The sequence below is a fragment of the Achromobacter sp. MFA1 R4 genome (assembly GCF_900156745.1).
In the GTDB taxonomy this organism is placed as follows: domain Bacteria; phylum Pseudomonadota; class Gammaproteobacteria; order Burkholderiales; family Burkholderiaceae_B; genus Achromobacter.
Map to the genome: position 1 here is coordinate 3,786,113 of NZ_LT707065.1, position 16,449 is coordinate 3,802,561.

Sequence of the window (16,449 nt, forward strand, 5' to 3'; positions counted from 1 at the left end):
TACAGGCGTCGGCGTGCCGGCGTCAATGCGTCGGCTAGCCGTCCGACTCGGGCGGGATGCCGCCGTGATAGATGCGGCCGTCGAACTCGAAGCGCGTGATGGTCTTGTGCGCGGCATCGAAGATGCGGTCGCGGCTGGCGTCGTCCAGGCCGTCGTGGTCCGCGAAGCTGAAGCGGCACAGGTCGATGTCGCTGTCGTAGAACGCGCTGTGCACGAAGCGGCTCACGTCCGCCTCGTGCGCGAAATGCGCGAACTCGCGCAATTGCTCCATCTCGTGGAACGAGCCGTTGCGGCTGACCAGCAGCATGCCGAACTTGCGCTCTTCGTCCGCCATCGGCTCCGGCGGCGGCGGGGCGTCGTTCGCCTGCGCGTCCTTGCAGTCGAAGTGCGCGCCGGCTTCGCGCATCGCGTCCAACACCCGCTGCCATTCCTGATCCTCCAGCGTCAGGCGGGCCATCATGTAGAAGAGACGCTGCCGCCCCAGCGTGCGCGGCTCCGGGCCGCCCACGAAGCTGGGCCAAGGGGTCGATGCGTCCAGCCCGGCCAGCTCGGCCATCCTGGCGTCACTGAAGCCCAGTCTGTCCTGGAGACGCCGCAGCGACTGGGCGTTGGGCGGGACGTAGTTCTGGATCGTTTTCATGACTGCGCTCCGGTTGTGCCGGGCGCCCCGAAGCAGCGCCGGCGGCATGCGCCGCGGTGCCCGTGCGGCTACGCTTCATGCTAGCGCCGCCCCCGGCGCTTGCCTAGCCGCCCGGGGCCGATCGCTGCCGGGCGGGCAGGCCCGGCAGCGCGGGAGCGCCATGCTAGGATTTGCGCCGTCATTCAATGCCAGGAGGCTTACATCATGGATATCCAGGAACAAATCGCCGTCGTCGTGCACACCATCTCGCACCAGGGCGGCCGCATCGATGCGCTCAATTCCACGCTGGTATCGATGCTGCATCTGGTGAAGGGCTCGCCGGGCCTGCGCGAAGCCATCGAAGCGCAGTTGGAGCAAAACTATTCCAGCCTGCTGGCGCGTTCCGAGAATCCGCAATACGTCGCGGGTTTCGAAAGCGTGCGCGACATGATCGTGGCCGCCCTGAAGTGATGGGGGCGGCCCAACGTGACGTGGGCGCTCCCAGTTACCCACAGCTTCTGTGGACAAGCCTTGGGATAGTCCGGGCATAGATGCACAAATCCCTTTGATTACAAGGGCTTGGGCGGAGCGGTCAAAGGCCGCTCCCTGAGCTCCCCGGCGAACGCATGCCGCGCGGCGCCACGGGACGCCAAGCCCGGGTAATATGCGCCCCCATGCGGAATCAGTATTCATTGGAAGGCCGGAACCTCGTCTTGAAGGCGCGTGTTTCGGAAGCGGCAAAGCTGGCGGCGTTCGACCCCGGCAGGCTCTCGCCCAAGGCGCGCGAGAGCTGGGAGCGCATGGGGCATGGCTTCAAGGCGTGGCACGACTTCGACCAGCGGCACCCGATCCTGCGTCGCTTCGCGCGGCTGCCGTTCATTGGCGCCCTGTATCGCAAGGCGCGCCGGCGGCACGTACTGCGGGCGAGCGGCAAGCTGGTCTTCTGAAAGCGCGGTCTGCGCTAGCGGCGCCGGCGCGCGTGGAACCAGTAGGCCAGCCAGACCAGGATGCCCAGCGCGGCCGCGATGGCCAGTTTGATTTCCACGCCTTGGATGCGTCCGAGCAACGCCTCGATCGTCCGCCCGAACACATAGCCCAGCAGGCTGAAGCACGCCGCCCAGATCGCCGCGGCCACGGCATTCAGTACCAGATAGCGCAGTGGCGACACCCTGGATACGCCCAGGGCCGCGGGCCCGACCGTGCGCAAGCCGTACAAAAAGCGCAGAGTCAGGATGAAGCCGTTCGGATAGCGGTCGATGGCGGCCAGCGCCTTGTCGAAGGCGGGCTTTTCGCGGATGCGCCGCACGTAGCGATGATCGCGGTAGCGACGGCCCACATAAAACAGCAACTGGTCCGCCAGGAACGACCCGGCGAACGCGCAGAGCATGACGTGGGGCAGGAGAAACAGCCCCTGGTGCGCCAGGAAGCCGGCGAATACCACCACGCTCTCGCCTTCCAGGAAGGTGCCGCCCAGTACGGCCCACAAGCCGTAGTCGGCGATGAACTGATGCAGGGCCGGATTCATGCTGTCCGTTCTTCCACGATACGCGCCAGCGTCACCAGCGCGCGCGAGACCTCGGGCGTGATGCGTTGCCCGCAACTGATGCGCAGGAAATGGTCGTACCGCGTGCCATTCGAAAACATGGCCCCGGGCGCCACGCGTATCCCTTGCCGCAGCCCGGCCTCGAAGACCTCCATTCCCGACACACCTTCGGGCATCTCCACCCAGAGCAGCATGCCGCCTTGCGGCACGCTCAGGCGCGTGCCCCGTGGAAAATGCGCGGCGATCGCCTCCGCGGTCAGGTCGCGCTGCGTCTTCAGTTCCCGCCGCAGCCGCGTCAGGTGACGGTCATAGGCGCGCGAGCCCATGAATTCGGCCACGGCGATCTGCGCCAGCGGTTCATTGGGGCGGCTCTGCGCGAACTTGAGCATGGCAATGCGGGCCTTCCAGCGGCCGCCCAGCAGCCAGCCCAGCCGCATCCCGGGCGCCAGCGTCTTGTGCATGGATGAGCAGTAGATGACGTTGCCGGTGGCGTCCCAGGACTTGGCGGCCGCCAGGGGCGCGTCGTCGTCGGTCAGGGCGCCGTAGGTGTCGTCCTCGATGAGCGGCACCTGCTGGCGTTCGCACAGCGCCACGAGCCGCGCCTTGTGGCCATCGGGCATGACGCACCCCAGCGGATTGTGGAAGTTCGGCACCACGACCACGGCGCGGATGTTGCCGTGGGTCTGGAAAGCCAGGTCCAGGGCTTCGATCGACAGTCCATGCTGAGGGCTGGTGGGAATCTCGAGCGCGCGCATGCCCAGGCTTTCCAGGATCTGCAGCAGGCCGAAATACGCGGGCGATTCCACGGCGATGGTGTCGCCGGGCCGCGCGACCGCGCGCAGCGCCAGATTCAGGGCCTCGATGCAGCCATGCGTGACGATCACGTCGTCGGGCGTGGCGTTGATGCCGTTGGCGAGCGCGCGGCGGGCCAGCACGCCGCGCAGGTCGGGATGTCCTTGAGGCGGCACCGGGCTCACCAGCACCTCGGGGGCCTGCCGCAAGGCGCGCGTCATCGCCTGCTTGAGCGCGTCCATCGGATAGGCCTGCGGCACGGCCGCCGCCAGGGCGAAGTTGGCGCTGACCGGGTGCGCCCCGCACTTCGCGATGAAGTCCGAGACGCGGTCGTGGATGCCCACGTACTGCGCGGCTCCGAGCGTCTGGCGGATGTCGGGCTCGCCGACGGGCGGAATGCTGTTGCGCCGGGGCTTGAGGACGAAGTATCCCGAGCGGGGCCGGGCCTCGATCAGGCCGTCGTCCTCCAGTTGGCGGCAGGCCTGCAACGCGGTGGACAGGCTGACGTGATGCGTGCGCACCAGCGTGCGGACCGAAGGCATGCGCTGGGCCGGGGCAAGGACGCCGGTCTGGATCGCCCGCCGATAGTGATTGGCCAGGCGTAGGTACAGGGGTTGTGCTTCCATGCGCCGATCTTGCTCCCCGGGGTTGGGCTGTGGGTAGGCACAGATGTAGGCAAAGTACACCATAACAGCGGCAAAATCGAGTCTCTGCATCGGTACAGAAAGCCGGCTTGTGTGGCTGTTGCGCAAAGCAGGGCGCGCGTAGCCTGTGAGGGTCCGTTTGGAGATGACCATGACCCCCCACACCGCCCCCGACACCCCTGGACTGCGCCTGGATCTTCCGTCCGGCGCCAGCCGCCTGTTCGCCCTGCGTGCCGGCGCCACCTTGATCTGCACCTCAGGCAGCATGCGCGTCGAAGAAGCTGCCAATGGCTGCGAGGCCGCAGGAGGACTGCATCGCGTGGTGTCGGTCCGTCTCAATGCGGGGGAAGCCCACGGGGTGTCGTACGGCGGCGCGGTGCGTCTCACGGCGATCGGCGGCGCGCAGGTGATATGCCTGGACGCGGCCGGCCCGGTGACCTCATTCCTGCGCCGCGGCGGCGCCTTTTTTCATCGAATTTTGTCGAAAACCGGAAACATCCGCGTGGGTGCGCTGCACAAGATTTCAAAATGATGTATGATTCACACATCAGACGCGGGGTGGAGCAGTCTGGCAGCTCGTCGGGCTCATAACCCGAAGGTCGTAGGTTCAAATCCTGCCCCCGCAACCAGTTTCAAGCAGTACCGGATCTGCCGGCGCATGTGTTTCAAGCGCAGCCGGGCAGGTCCCGCCAAAAAAGCCGCGACACTGTCGCGGCTTTTTTTCGTCCGTCGGTTGCGCTGGGTCATCCCGCCCCGTCGTCCGGAGTTTCCCGGGGTGCGGCGGACGCACACGTGCGCAACGCTGCGCTACCATGGGTCACGCGCGCTACGTTGCCGCACCGAAGGAGTGTCCATGGGAACCGCAAAATACGATCATCCCGGCTATGTTGCCGACACGGGCGCCGACGGCCAGTACCACGTGGGCATCTGGTGTCCGCACGGCTATCCTGCCCATATCCATATCGGCCGACCGGCTGACCGCGGTGATCCCCATGCCCTGTTGCGGCTGCGTATCCCGGACGGCGTGTTCCAGTCCCTGCCGGACGATCCCGAAACCCTGTGCCGCCGTGCGCTGGGGCAGGCGCTCAATGCCGGGCTGCTGCGCACCGTCGCGGTCGATGGCGAGTACCAGGAGCTGCGCTTCCAGCTCGACGCCGAACCCTGGTCCGGGCCGATGCAGGCCGCCGAGCGCGCCTGAGGCGCTCGGCAAGGGGAAGGGCAGTTACCCACAGGGATTGTGGAAAAGCCTTGGGATAGTTGCTGCGTATATTCGATTTCCCCTGTAAATACAAAGACTTGGCGCCTGCGGTCAACAATTGGCCGGCGCCGGTCTTTTTTGGGTCCGCATCCTGGCGTCCGCACCAGAGTATCCACGTCCCTGTTACCCCCACCTCGTGACCACGCCCCGCGTATCCCTGCCGCCGCCCGGCCGGGGCCGCCGTGAGACAATCAGCGTCTTGTGGCCCGAGCGCCTGTTCGTCCCTTCTTGTCCCGATTCCTCCCCATGCATTTCGCTTCACCCGTTCCTTGTCCCGCCATCAAGGCGAAGGCGCCATGAGCCTGGCGGCCCGACGTGTTGCCGTCATCGGCGGCGGCCCCGCCGGCCTGATGGCGGCGGAAAAGTTGAGCGAGGCGGGGGCGCAGGTGGACGTGTTCGACGCCATGCCTTCGGTCGGCAGGAAATTCCTGATGGCCGGGCGAGGTGGCCTGAACCTGACGCATAGCGAGCCAGCGGGGCCGTTCCTCGCCCGCTACGGCGACCGGGCCGCGGCCGTGGCGCCGTGGCTGCGCATGATGGACGCCACCCGCCTGCGGGACTGGGCGCATGAATTGGGCATCCAGACATTCGTCGGCTCGTCGGGCCGGGTGTTTCCACAGGAAATGAAGGCGGCGCCGCTGTTGCGGGCCTGGCTGGCCCGGCTGCGCGGGCAGGGCGTGCGCTTTCACATGCGGCACCGGTGGCTGGGCTGGCGCGATGACGCGCCGGGCGCGCAGGCGCTGCGATTCGACACGCCCGCCGGTCCGGTCTGCCACGCCGCCGACGCCGTCGTCCTTGCCTTGGGAGGCGGCAGTTGGGCCAAGCTGGGGTCGGATGGCGCCTGGGCGCCGGGATTGCAGGCGCTCGGCGTGCCCGTCGCGCCGCTGCGGCCGGCCAATTGCGGTTTCGACGTGGACTGGTCGGATCACTTTCGCAGCCGCTTTGCCGGGCAGCCGGTCAAGTCCGTGTCCATGGCCTGCGGCGGACCGGCGCGGCAGGGCGAGTTCGTCGTTTCCGAGACCGGCATCGAAGGCAGCCTCGTCTATGCGCTGTCCGCGGTCGTGCGGGACCGCATCGACGCCGACGGCAGCGCAGTGGCGATGCTCGATCTTGCGCCGGATTGGTCCGACGAGAAGGTGATGGCCGCGGTGACGCATCCGCGCGGCGCGCGGTCCATGTCCAGCCATCTGCAGAGCAGGCTGGGACTTACGGGTGTCAAGGCGGGCCTGCTGCGCGAATGCGCCAGCGCCGACGACTTCAAAGACCCGGCGCGCCTGGGCCGGCGGATCAAGGCGCTGCCGCTGACGCTGCGGCGGCCCCGGCCGATCGATGAGGCGATCAGCACTGCCGGCGGGGTGTCGTTCGACGGGCTGACCGCCGGCTTGATGCTCACGGCCGTGCCGGGCGTTTTCTGTGTCGGGGAGATGCTGGATTGGGAGGCGCCGACGGGCGGCTACCTGTTGACGGCCTGCATGGCCAGCGGCGCCTTTGGCGCGGCCGGCGTCATCGATTTCCTGAACGGGCGCCCGTAATCGGAGACCCTGCGCGGGCCGCCCTACGCGGGCCGCCGCACTGGGGGCGTCACGAACCTGACGGATGCGGCGCCATGGTGACCATCGGCGCCCGCGGCGCGAGGTCGCCGACGACGTGGCCTACGACCGGGGGCGTGCCCTCCGGCTGGGAGATGATGCCGATGACGCGGGTGATGGCGCTGGCCGGAACGGCTGTGCCGTGCGCGGGATCCTGCACCAATTGCCAGATCGTGGCGTTGGCCATGCCGGTATCGCCCTCGGTGAGATCGAGGTTGTCCAGGCAGTTGCGCGCAAAGGACGACCAATCCGAGGCGCTACACGGCAGTCCATGGGACGTGGCCAGGCGCGCGAGAGCCAGCGGCGCGTCAGCCTGACTGGCGGCGTGCTGCGCGGCGGTGCCCAGCGTAACGTCCAGGGACAGCAGGCGGAGAAACTCTACGACGTTATCCGTGCTCATCTTGTGGTCTCCTTCGGGGGCTGTTCTGATCGATCGCCGGTGGGGGGGGCTGATTGCCTGGTGTTCAACCGGGACCTTGTCCCAGCATCGACACCAGCGATTGCTTCAGGCGCGGCGAAAATATCGGCACCGTATGCGCGACGCCGCTGCGGTCGACGCCTTCTTTGAGTTGGACTGACTGCCCAAGGAAAATATCCGGCGCGGCGGCGGTTTCGTTATACCGCGCCAACAATTCATTGACCTGTTCCTGCGCGTCCTCGAGGGTGCTGCTGTCAGCCAGCTTGCCCGCGGCATGCGCCTGCAGAATGCGATGCAGGTCGTCGATGAACAGCGCCAATGCGGCCTGTCCGCGACATTGCGGCTGCTCCCAGCCCCAGCGTTGCGGGCCGGCGCCGGCGGTTTGCGATGCGTGTGTCTTCGTCATGTGCGCATCCTAATCCATTGGCGGCAAATGCGCGACAGGCGGAAATGCCAGTTTTGTGTGACCGGCGCGTAAGGGTGGTGACGGTTTTCCTTCGGCGTTGTTACAGGTTTCGCCCCGACCCGGCATCTGCGCAAATCGCGGCCCTTGAGGTATGCTGGGCTTCGGTTCCATGCCCAGACAGGAGAAGTCCATGAAGAACAGAGTCTTTCTCGTCATGTTGCTTTCGATTGCTGCGCTTTCGGCGGGATGCAACACCGTCGCCGGCGCCGGAAAAGATATCCAGCGTGGCGGCGAAAAGATCGAACAGGCTGCTGAAAAGAAGTAGGGCGGCGCACGCCGCTGCCGCCATGACGGCCCCCAGGCCACGCGAGAAATGTAAACGGCATTTCGGGCGTGGCCTTTTTGCAGCCGCTGGCATAATCGCGAAAGTCCGAATAGCAATGGCGGGAAGAATCATGCGCAAGTCTGTGTGGGTGGGTGTAACGTTGGCGGCCATGCTGGCCGGCTGCGCCAGCACCGGGGTCTACGAGTCCGAAACCGCAAAGAAGGAAACCTTCAGCGTCGACACCAATTACCAGGCGGCCTTCCGCCGCGCCGGTGAATACGTGCGCGCGTGCCACACGCAGGTCCAGCACCCCTATGGCGTGTCCTATGCATGGCGCCACACCCTGGGCGAGAAAGGCGCGCCGGACGAAATCCAGCTCTACAAGGTCGGCCAGCCCGCCACGGTGCTGGAGCTGATTTCGGCGGAGGCCGATGGGCCCGCCAATGCCAAGGTCACGGTGACGGTGCTGGGCGAAGGGCGCTGGGATGAGGCCGAGATCGAAGCGGCGCGCAAGTCGATCCAGAGCGCCACGCCGGTTTGCCGTAGCGCCCGCGGCGGCTGACCCATGGATCCTCGCACCCAGCAGATCCGCGCCAGCGGCATGGCTTTTGCGCTGTTTTCGGGTGCGTTCCGGTTTCTCGGGTGGCTGAACGGGGGCGCAGCCCTGATCCTGGTCGGATTTTCATTGGGGATCGTGGGCGCCGACATCGCCGCGCCCGACCTGCAGATTCCCCTGGTGCTCTTTCTGGCCGGCCTGCTGCTGGCCTGCCTGGGCGTGGTGTTCGCCTATCTGGCGCAGGTCAGCCTGTTGCGTCAGGGCTACACCGGACACCTGACGCGCGGCCATTGGCCTGCGCAGCTGTTGGCCGTGCTGTGTTACCTGGCCAGCGCGCTGGCGTTCTGTGGCGCGTGCTGGCTTGCGGCCGGGCAGGCGGTCACGGATGCGCCGCAGGCTGCGGTGTACGCGCAACGCTGAAAATACTCGGGTTAACCCGAGTGCGCAAAATTGTTGGACTTGTGTAGTTGCACGGAATAATATGCGCACTGCGTATATAACTCCTCTTCTTGGGGCCCGTCATGAGCATCTCCCAGCAAGCCTTTCTGCGCGACGCCATGCGCCGCCTCAACCTCACCCGCGACGTGTTCGCGACCCGCATCGGCGTCAAGCGCCGCGCCCTCGATACCTGGCTGTTGCCAGAAGGCTCGCAGGAATTCCGCGCCATGCCGGAAGTGGTGCAGCGATTCGTCAGTGAGATCGTGCAGAACGGCGTTTTGCTGGAAAAATATACGCAAAGCGTACAAGACGGTCCCCTGCGTGACCGCATTGCCGTCGAAGGCAAGCACCAATTGCTGTCGGTGGACCAGTTCACGCGCGATTCCGTGGAAGACCTGTTCCGCGTGGCCGACATGATGCAGCCCATCGCGCGCCGCCAGAAGGTGTCGCGCGTCCTGGAAGGCGCCGTGCTGGGCAACCTGTTCTTCGAGGCCAGCACCCGCACGCGCGTGAGCTTCGGATCCGCGTTCTGCCGCCTGGGCGGTTCGGTCTGCGACACGACCGGCTTCACGTTTTCCTCGATGGCCAAGGGCGAGTCCATTTACGACACCAGCCGCGTCATGAGCGGCTACGTCGACGCCATGGTGATCCGCCACCCCGACCAGGGTTCGGTCGCCGAATTCGCTCGGGCCACGAACATTCCCGTGGTCAACGGCGGCGACGGCCCCGGCGAGCACCCCAGCCAGGCCCTGCTGGATCTCTACACCATCCTGACCGAGTTTTCGCGCCTGGGTAAGTTGCTGGACGGCGCGCACATTGCCATGGTCGGCGACCTGAAGTACGGCCGCACCGTGCACTCGCTCATCAAGCTGATGGCGCTGTACAAGAACGTGAAATTCTCGCTGGTGTCGCCCAAGGGCCTGGAGATGCCGACCTACGTCGTCGAGCAGGCGAGCCGCAACGGCAACATCATCGAACAGAAGTCCTCGCTGGCCGAAGGCCTGGCGGGCGCCGACGTGATCTACGCGACGCGCGTGCAGAAAGAGCGCTTCGCCAACGAAGAGAACGAAGGCTACACGCCGGACTTCCAGATCAACCGCGCCATCATCGACGCCTATTGCAGCCCCGAGACGATCGTGATGCACCCGCTGCCGCGCGACAGCCGGCCGGGCGCCAACGACCTGAGCGTGGACCTGAACCATGACCCCCGCCTGGCGATCTTCCGCCAGACCGACAACGGCATTCCCATCCGCATGGCGATCTTCGCGGTGCTGCTGGGCGTGGAGGGCCTGGTGCAGCATTCGCTGCGCGACGTGACCTGGCAACATCCGTCGCACATCGGCCCGGACGATTCCGTCTTCCACGGCCTGGATTGACGGGGTCCGCCCGTGGCGAGGCCGCGCCAGCGGCCTTGCCACGGAGAATTCAAGCATAATCCGCCCTGGTTTTCAGGCGCGTGCCCCAACCGCGCGCGCAGGCAGTTCTTGGGCGGATGAGCTTATGTCTTCGAGCAGTACCGATGTTCCTCCTTCTCCGGCCGGCGTCGCTGCGCCCAGCGGCCAGGATTGCTACCTGAGCGCATCCAACGCGCAAGCCTGGGAAGCCGTCTATCAGTCGGTCGATCCTTATACGCGCGGGCAGGTCGCGGCGGTGGTGGCCGACAGCGCGACGCAACTGGTGGACGCCTTTTATTCCACCTTGCTCGCCGATGCCGAGGCGGGGCCGCGGCTCTCCCATGAAATCGTCTCGACCCGCCTGCACAGCGGCATGAAGCACTGGCTGCACGGCCTGCTCTGTGTGCGCGACCAGGGCGATATCGACGTCCTGATGGCCACGCAGAAGAAGGTCGGCGAGGTCCATGCGCGCGTCCACATTCCGATCCATCTGGTGATGGCCGGCGCCCGCGTCCTGAAGAACGAGATCGCTCAGCGCCTGCGCGCCAGCGACCTGGACGGCAAGGCCGCATCCGTGGCGACGCAATATGTCTGCAATCTCTTCGACCTCGCGATCGAGCAGATGAGCCGCGCCTTCATGCGCGACATCAACCGCGGGGCCCGCAACGACGAGGCCTATCGTCTCTTCGCGTTGGGGCAGAACATATCCACCGAGCGGGAACGGCAACGGGCCGCGCTGCTCGAATGGAGCCAGGCGGTGCTTATCGGCCTGCACTACCGGACGCCCGAGCAGGCGCTGCCGCGCCTGGCCGCATCCGAATTCGGCCTGTGGCTGCAGCACAAGGGCGCGGTGCTCTTCGAGAGCGCCCCGGCCCTGCGCCAGATCATGGACGCCGTGGCGCGCCTGGACGACACGGTGCTGCCCCGGATGATGCACGGCGATGCGCCGGGGCAAGGCTCGCTGCCGGACCAGGTGCGGGAACTGCAGGAGCTGGTGGCGCGCATCAAGCATCTGCTCAACGGTCTGTTCGACATGGTGGCCGAGATCGAAAGCGGCAGCGATCCGCTCACCAACGTGCTCAACCGGCGTTTCCTGCCGTCGGTCATCGGGCGCGAGATCTCGATTGCGCGGCGCCAGCGCTCGGACTTTTCGGTGCTGTTGCTGGACATCGATCACTTCAAGGCCATCAATGACGAGTACGGCCATTCGGGCGGCGACCAGATTCTGCGCCAGTTCGCCGAGCTGGTGCACCAGACCTGTCGCTCGAGCGACTTCGTGTTCCGATATGGCGGCGAAGAGTTTCTCGTGGTGCTGGTGGACACCGGAGGAGAGGCGGCGCTCGCCGCCGCCAAAAAGCTCAACGCCGAGATCCGTCGGCACCGCTTCACGATTGCCGAGTCCGGCGCGCTGCCCGTGACGGCCAGCATCGGCGTGGCGACTTTCGATGGGCATCCCGACTACGCCTATCTGATCGATCGCGCCGACCAGGCGCTGTACCGCGCCAAGCAGGCTGGTCGCGACCGCAGCGTCGCCGCATGAAAAAGGCCGCCCCGAAAGGGGCGGCCCTGTGCATGTCCACGCGGGGGGAAGGATCAGACCTTCTTTTCGCCGCCCAGCGCTTCGACCAGCTCGGCCATCATCTTGGCCAGCTCGCCGGTCATGAGCATCATGTCGGAATCGAACTTCTCGTCGTCGTTCGCGGCGATGCCTTCGTTGCCTTCCTTCAGCACGTCCAGCGGCGCAACGCGCTTGACGTCCAGCCCCTCGGTCAGCACGAACGACACGCGGTCGGCCCAGGTCATGGCCAGGCGGGTGCACTGCTTGCCCGACTGGATGTGACGGCGCACGTCATCGGCATCGATGGAGTGCTTGACGTAGCGGATCGCCGCGCCGCTTTCTCCGGACGAGCGCAGTTCGGTGTCCTGGTCGATGGTGAAGTTGGTCGGGGCCTCGTCTTCGGCCAACCAGCCGGTCATGGCCGAGGCGGGCGATTGGGCCACGTACAGGTTTTCCAGCGGGAAGGGATCGACGCACTTGGCCAGCAGGCCGATGACTTCGTCGGCCTTGGCCGAGGCGGCCGCGTCGATGACCAGCCAGTTGTTCTTCGGGTCGATCCACACGCGCGTGTCGCGATACACGCTGAAGGCGCGCGGCAGGAGCTCGTCCGTGACGCGTTCCTTGATTTCCTTCATCTGCTTGCGGCCCGGCTTGTAGCCTTGCTGCTCTTCGATCTCCTGGGCGCGCGCTTTGGCGACCTGGTTGATCACGGTGCCGGGCAGCAGCTTCTTTTCCGCGCGCAGGCTAAGCAGTATCTGGCCGTTGACCTCGTGGGCAAGCCCGCCGTTTTCGCGCGGAGGAACCCATCCGAGGCTTTGCATTTCCAGGTTGTTGCCGGCTTGGTAGGCATGCCGCGCCAGCGTTTCTTCAAGCTGTTCGCCCGTCAGAGTCCAGGGCGAGGAGAGGCGATAAATCTTGAGATTCTTGAACCACATGAGCGTCGGCCAAAAGGGTTGATTCTATACGACGCGGCCGCTTTGCCGAAGCGGCTTGACGCACCGGCAACAGGCGACACGTTCTGTCACTGACACGGGTCGGCCTATCCGGTAATGTCCGGCGCACCAGCGTGCACTTGGAGAGAAAACATGAAAATCATTGGCGCGATCCTGATCGTCCTGGGCGTGGCCGCCCTGGCGTACAAGGGCTTCAGCTACAAGTCCGAGGAAACGGTCCTGCAGATCGGTTCCGTGAAGGCAACCGCGGAAACCGAGAAGTCGGTGCCGATCCCGACCTGGGCAGGCATTGCCGCCATCGTGGCGGGCGTGGTGGCGATCGGCGTGGGCATGCGTCGATGATCGACGCCGGCCCCCAGGCCGGCTGCGAGGATCGAGGCGAGATGGTGGCGGCTGCGTTTGCGGCCGCCATTCTTTTGCGCGGGCCCAAAAAAGCGGCCCGGCTCAGTGAAGAGTCGGGCCGGTACGGGAGCACGCAATACCGCGTCATAAAAGGCTCGCGGGGAACGCGGTATCGGTGTCAGAACACCAGCCCTGCAATCGTCTGACAGGGGGATCAATCGTCAGGCAATCTTGCGCAAGGCCGTAATCTGAGCGCTCAGTCTACCGGCGCCGGTCTGACATGGTCCTGAAAGTGGGGCGCAAAAAAAAAGCTCCATAAGGAGCTTTTGAAAGGCCGGGCAGGCGCAGCAGTCCCGCCCGGCGGGGGATGGTCTATCAGGCGTTGATGTCGTTGTCCTTGGATTCGCGCACGAAGAGCGTGCCGATGACCAGGGTCATGACCGCGATGATGATCGGGTACCACAGGCCATCGTAGATGTTGCCGGTGGCCGCCACCACCGCGAATGCGACGGGAGGCAGGAAGCCGCCGAACCAGCCGTTGCCGATGTGGTACGGCAGGCTCATCGACGTGTAGCGGATGCGCGTCGGGAACATTTCGACCAGCATGGCGGCGATGGGGCCGTACACCATGGTCACGAACAGGACCAGGATGGTCAGCAGCACCACGACCATGACGCTGTTGGTCTGGGCGGGGTCGGCCTTGGCCGGGTAACCGTGGCTGCGGATGGCTGCCGTCAGCGCCTTGTCGAGTTCAGCGGCCTTGGCCTTGAATTCGGCCGGGGCCATCGACTTGCCGTCGAACGACGCGAACTCATCGTTGCCGATCTTCACGCGGGCCACCGAGCCGGCGGGGGCCGCTTCGTTGCGGTAGTTCACCGAGTTGCGGGCCATGAACGACTTGACCACGTCGCACGAGCTGGTGAACGACGCCGTGCCCACCGGGTTGAACTGGAACGAGCAGGTGCTGGGATCGGCGATCACCGTGACCGGCGCGGTGGCTTGCGCCTTTGCCAGCGCCGGATTGGCGAAGTGCGTGAGGCCCTGGAAGATCGGGAAGTAGGTCGCTGCGGCGATCAGGCAGCCCGCCATGATGATGGGCTTGCGGCCGATCCTGTCGGACAGCGCGCCGAACACCACGAAGAACGGCGTGCCGATCAGGAGCGCAATGGCGATCATGATGTTGGCGGTGTTGGCGTCGACCTTCAGCGTCTGCGTCAGGAAGAACAGGGCATAGAACTGGCCCGTGTACCAGACCACGGCCTGGCCGGCGGTCAGGCCAAGCAGCGCCAGCAGCACGACCTTCAGGTTCTTCCATTGGCCGAACGATTCGGCGATCGGCGCCTTGGAGCCCTTGCCTTCTTCTTTCATGCGCTTGAAGGTGGGGGATTCGTTCAGTTGCAGCCGGATCCACACCGAGATGCCCAGGAGCACCACCGAGATCAGGAACGGAATGCGCCAGCCCCAGGCCTTGAACTCGTCTTCGCCCATGAACGTGCGGATGCCCAGGATGACCAGCAGCGACAGGAACAGGCCCAGCGTTGCGGTGGTCTGGATCCACGACGTGTAGAAACCGCGGCGTCCGTGCGGGGCGTGCTCGGCGACGTAGGTGGCCGCGCCGCCGTATTCGCCGCCCAGCGCCAGGCCTTGCAGCAGGCGCAGGACGATCAGGATGGCGGGGGCCGCCAGGCCGATGCTGGCGTAGCTGGGCAGGATGCCCACGAGGAACGTGGACAGGCCCATGATCACGATCGTGACCAGGAAGGTGTACTTACGTCCGACCAGGTCGCCTAGCCGGCCGAACACCAGCGCGCCGAAAGGACGCACCGCGAAACCGGCTGCGAAGGCCAGCAGCGCGAAGATGAACCCCGCGGTGGGATTTACGCCAGAGAAAAAGTGTTGGGCAATGATGGCCGCGAGCGAGCCATACAGATAAAAGTCATACCACTCGAACACCGTGCCGAGCGATGACGCGAAGATGACCTTGCGCTCCTCCTTGGTCATCGGACGCGGTTCCGCGGATGGACCGCGGCCTGCCATGGTAGTTGTGCTCATGATGTCTCCTCGTTTTTGGCCGGCGGTTTTCCGCCGTGCATCACCCTCCGCCGGCGGGGCCGACATCGAGCTATGCGTCACATTGCGGGGCGACGCTGACGAGGTTCTGACGTGACCCTTACTTGAATCTTAAAATTGAAACAAATAGTAATCGCTCCTGGGGAGGCTAGGGATAGTCCTTAGCTTTCCAGCGGCTCGGAAGCCGGGGAATACAGGGGGAAAGCGACGCGGATCCGGGTCCCGGGCAGGTCGGAATATTCGGTGGGGTGGTCGCCGATCACAACCGTCGCCCGGTGCTTCTGGGAGATCTCGCGCACGATGGCCAGGCCCAGGCCGCTGCCATCGGACGACGTGCCCAATACGCGATAGAAGCGGTCGAACACGCGCTCGCGCTCGTCGGGCGGGATGCCCGGGCCCGAGTCCTCGACTTCGAGCACGCCCTGGCCGTCCGCCTGCAGTACGCGCACGGTGATGTGGCCGCCGCTGGGCGTGTAGCGCAAGGCGTTGTCCACCAGGTTGTTGAGCAGTTCGGCGAGCAGCAGGGGGTTGCCATTGATTTCGACCGGGGTATCCGAGCCCTCGAAGCCCAGGTCGGTGCTGAGCGACAGCGCCAGCGGGACCCAGTGCATGGTCTGTTCGTAGGCGATGGCGTTGATGTCGGTGCGCGTCAGGCCGATGGCGCTGGGATTCTCGGCGCGCGCCAGCAGCAGCAACTGGTTGACGAGCCGCGTCGCGCGTTCCGAGCCGGTCACCAGTTGGCGCAGGCTGGATTGCATTTCCTCGGGGCTGGCATCGCGCAGCGCCAGTTCGGCCTGCGTGCGCAATCCGGCCAGCGGCGTTTTCAGTTGGTGCGCGGCGTCGGCCACGAAGCGGCGCTGCGCCTGCACGTTGGCGGACAGGCGGTCCAGCAGGTCGTTCATGGCCGCGACCAGCGGCGCGATCTCGGACGGCGCGGCGCGCTCGTCGATGGGCGAGAGGTCGTCGGGCCGCCGCGCCCGCAGCCGCTGCTGCAGCGCATTCAGCGGCGCGACTCCGCGCGACAGGCCGAACCAGACCAGCAGCACGGCGATGGGCAGCACCACGAACTGCGGAATGATCACGCCCTTGATGATGTCGTTGGCCAGCTGCGTGCGCTTTTCGACGGTCTCGGCCACGATCAGCAGCGCGGGTTGCGTGCCGGGCAGGTGCAGGTCCACCCACGTGAACGCGAGCCGGATGCCGAAGCCGCGCAGCGTGTCGTCTTCGTACTGCACCTCGCCGGGCCGGGGCTGTCCCACGGTGGTCGGCAGGGGCAGCGCGCGGTCGCCGCCCAGGTATTCGCCCCGGCTGCCCAGCGCCAGCCAGAACACGCTGTCGGTCTCGTCGGCGCGCAACACGTCGCGCGCGGCATCGGTCATCTTCAGCACCGCGCGCCCGTCCTGGGCGTGGACCTGCCGGGTCAGGACGTGCAGGTTGTTGGCCAGCGCGCGGTCATACGGGACATTGGCGATGTTCTGCGCGACCACGTACGTGATGGCGACGCTCATCGGCCAAAGGAGAAACAGGGGCGCCAGCATCCAGTC

General features: G+C 65.9%; 19 protein-coding genes and 1 tRNA gene. 12 read left to right on the plus strand and 8 right to left on the minus strand.

Translation table 11 applies throughout. From position 1 onward, the window contains the following. Positions 1 to 34: 34 nt before the first annotated feature. Positions 35 to 640 carry a hypothetical protein gene (locus BXA00_RS17240; protein ID WP_076519720.1) on the minus strand — a complete coding sequence of 202 codons (606 nt, stop codon included), beginning with the start codon at positions 638 to 640 and terminating at the stop codon, positions 35 to 37. 204 nt (positions 641 to 844) lie between these two features. Here BXA00_RS17240 and BXA00_RS17245 point away from each other — a divergent pair, with 204 nt between their 5' ends. Both BXA00_RS17245 and BXA00_RS17250 read left to right on the plus strand, forming a co-directional pair. Continuing rightward, entirely contained in the window at positions 845 to 1,090 is a 246-nt protein-coding gene (locus BXA00_RS17245) for a hypothetical protein (RefSeq protein ID WP_076519722.1), read from the plus strand. A gap of 242 nt (positions 1,091 to 1,332) precedes the next feature. Next, complete coding sequence (locus tag BXA00_RS17250) at positions 1,333 to 1,566, plus strand: hypothetical protein (RefSeq protein ID WP_076519723.1); 234 nt, start codon at positions 1,333 to 1,335, stop codon at positions 1,564 to 1,566. A gap of 14 nt (positions 1,567 to 1,580) precedes the next feature. Here the strand turns inward: BXA00_RS17250 and BXA00_RS17255 are convergent, their stop codons facing one another. Next, positions 1,581 to 2,144, minus strand: coding sequence for a DedA family protein (locus BXA00_RS17255; RefSeq protein ID WP_076519725.1), 564 nt, complete (start codon positions 2,142 to 2,144; stop codon positions 1,581 to 1,583). Then, complete coding sequence (locus BXA00_RS17260; RefSeq protein WP_076519726.1) at positions 2,141 to 3,580, minus strand: PLP-dependent aminotransferase family protein; 1,440 nt, start codon at positions 3,578 to 3,580, stop codon at positions 2,141 to 2,143. Before BXA00_RS17260 ends, BXA00_RS17255 begins: the two co-directional genes overlap by 4 nt. Positions 3,581 to 3,749: 169 nt before the next feature. On the opposite strand from BXA00_RS17260, the gene BXA00_RS17265 reads away from it, so the two are divergent. The 4 genes from BXA00_RS17265 to BXA00_RS17280 all read left to right on the plus strand — a co-directional run bounded on the left by BXA00_RS17265 (position 3,750) and on the right by BXA00_RS17280 (position 6,388). Beyond that, positions 3,750 to 4,130, plus strand: a complete 381-nt coding sequence (locus BXA00_RS17265; RefSeq protein ID WP_076519727.1) for a hypothetical protein — start codon at positions 3,750 to 3,752, stop codon at positions 4,128 to 4,130. A gap of 20 nt (positions 4,131 to 4,150) precedes the next feature. Continuing rightward, positions 4,151 to 4,227, plus strand: a tRNA-Met gene (locus tag BXA00_RS17270). 224 nt (positions 4,228 to 4,451) lie between these two features. Beyond that, entirely contained in the window at positions 4,452 to 4,796 is a 345-nt protein-coding gene (locus tag BXA00_RS17275) for a hypothetical protein (RefSeq protein ID WP_076519728.1), read from the plus strand. A 356-nt stretch (positions 4,797 to 5,152) separates the two neighbouring features. Then, positions 5,153 to 6,388, plus strand: a complete 1,236-nt coding sequence (locus BXA00_RS17280) for a TIGR03862 family flavoprotein (protein WP_076519729.1) — start codon at positions 5,153 to 5,155, stop codon at positions 6,386 to 6,388. 49 nt (positions 6,389 to 6,437) lie between these two features. On the opposite strand, the gene BXA00_RS17285 is transcribed toward BXA00_RS17280, so the two are convergent. Beyond that, positions 6,438 to 6,845, minus strand: a complete 408-nt coding sequence (locus tag BXA00_RS17285; protein ID WP_076519730.1) for a hypothetical protein — start codon at positions 6,843 to 6,845, stop codon at positions 6,438 to 6,440. A 64-nt stretch (positions 6,846 to 6,909) separates the two neighbouring features. Next, positions 6,910 to 7,269, minus strand: a complete 360-nt coding sequence (locus BXA00_RS17290; protein WP_076519731.1) for a hypothetical protein — start codon at positions 7,267 to 7,269, stop codon at positions 6,910 to 6,912. Between the two features lie 190 nt (positions 7,270 to 7,459). Between BXA00_RS17290 and BXA00_RS17295 the strand changes: the two genes are divergently transcribed. The 5 genes from BXA00_RS17295 (at position 7,460) to BXA00_RS17315 (ending at position 11,522) form a co-directional block, all read left to right on the plus strand. Further along, complete coding sequence (locus BXA00_RS17295) at positions 7,460 to 7,594, plus strand: entericidin A/B family lipoprotein (RefSeq protein ID WP_076521982.1); 135 nt, start codon at positions 7,460 to 7,462, stop codon at positions 7,592 to 7,594. Between the two features lie 130 nt (positions 7,595 to 7,724). Beyond that, positions 7,725 to 8,156, plus strand: a complete 432-nt coding sequence (locus BXA00_RS17300) for a BPTD_2524 family lipoprotein (RefSeq protein ID WP_076519732.1) — start codon at positions 7,725 to 7,727, stop codon at positions 8,154 to 8,156. Between the two features lie 3 nt (positions 8,157 to 8,159). Next, the gene (locus tag BXA00_RS17305) at positions 8,160 to 8,570 is read left to right on the plus strand and encodes a hypothetical protein (RefSeq protein ID WP_076519733.1); all 411 of its coding nucleotides are present in this window, start codon (positions 8,160 to 8,162) and stop codon (positions 8,568 to 8,570) included. A 101-nt stretch (positions 8,571 to 8,671) separates the two neighbouring features. Further along, on the plus strand, positions 8,672 to 9,964 hold the full coding sequence (locus BXA00_RS17310; RefSeq protein ID WP_076519734.1) for an aspartate carbamoyltransferase: 1,293 nt from the start codon (positions 8,672 to 8,674) through the stop codon (positions 9,962 to 9,964). A gap of 124 nt (positions 9,965 to 10,088) precedes the next feature. Continuing rightward, a complete protein-coding gene (locus tag BXA00_RS17315; RefSeq protein WP_076519735.1) occupies positions 10,089 to 11,522 on the plus strand; it encodes a diguanylate cyclase in 1,434 nt (477 codons plus the stop codon). Between the two features lie 53 nt (positions 11,523 to 11,575). Here the strand turns inward: BXA00_RS17315 and BXA00_RS17320 are convergent, their stop codons facing one another. Further along, positions 11,576 to 12,475, minus strand: coding sequence for a recombination-associated protein RdgC (locus BXA00_RS17320; protein WP_076519736.1), 900 nt, complete (start codon positions 12,473 to 12,475; stop codon positions 11,576 to 11,578). A 150-nt stretch (positions 12,476 to 12,625) separates the two neighbouring features. Between BXA00_RS17320 and BXA00_RS17325 the strand changes: the two genes are divergently transcribed. Continuing rightward, on the plus strand, positions 12,626 to 12,835 hold the full coding sequence (locus BXA00_RS17325) for a hypothetical protein (protein ID WP_008164281.1): 210 nt from the start codon (positions 12,626 to 12,628) through the stop codon (positions 12,833 to 12,835). Positions 12,836 to 13,210: 375 nt separating this feature from the next. Here BXA00_RS17325 and BXA00_RS17335 read toward each other — a convergent pair whose 3' ends face one another. Both BXA00_RS17335 and BXA00_RS17340 read right to left on the minus strand, forming a co-directional pair. After that, on the minus strand, positions 13,211 to 14,872 hold the full coding sequence (locus BXA00_RS17335) for an MFS transporter (protein ID WP_076519738.1): 1,662 nt from the start codon (positions 14,870 to 14,872) through the stop codon (positions 13,211 to 13,213). Positions 14,873 to 15,066: 194 nt separating this feature from the next. Beyond that, positions 15,067 to 16,443, minus strand: coding sequence for a sensor histidine kinase (locus tag BXA00_RS17340; RefSeq protein WP_156902925.1), 1,377 nt, complete (start codon positions 16,441 to 16,443; stop codon positions 15,067 to 15,069). Positions 16,444 to 16,449: the final 6 nt, after the last annotated feature.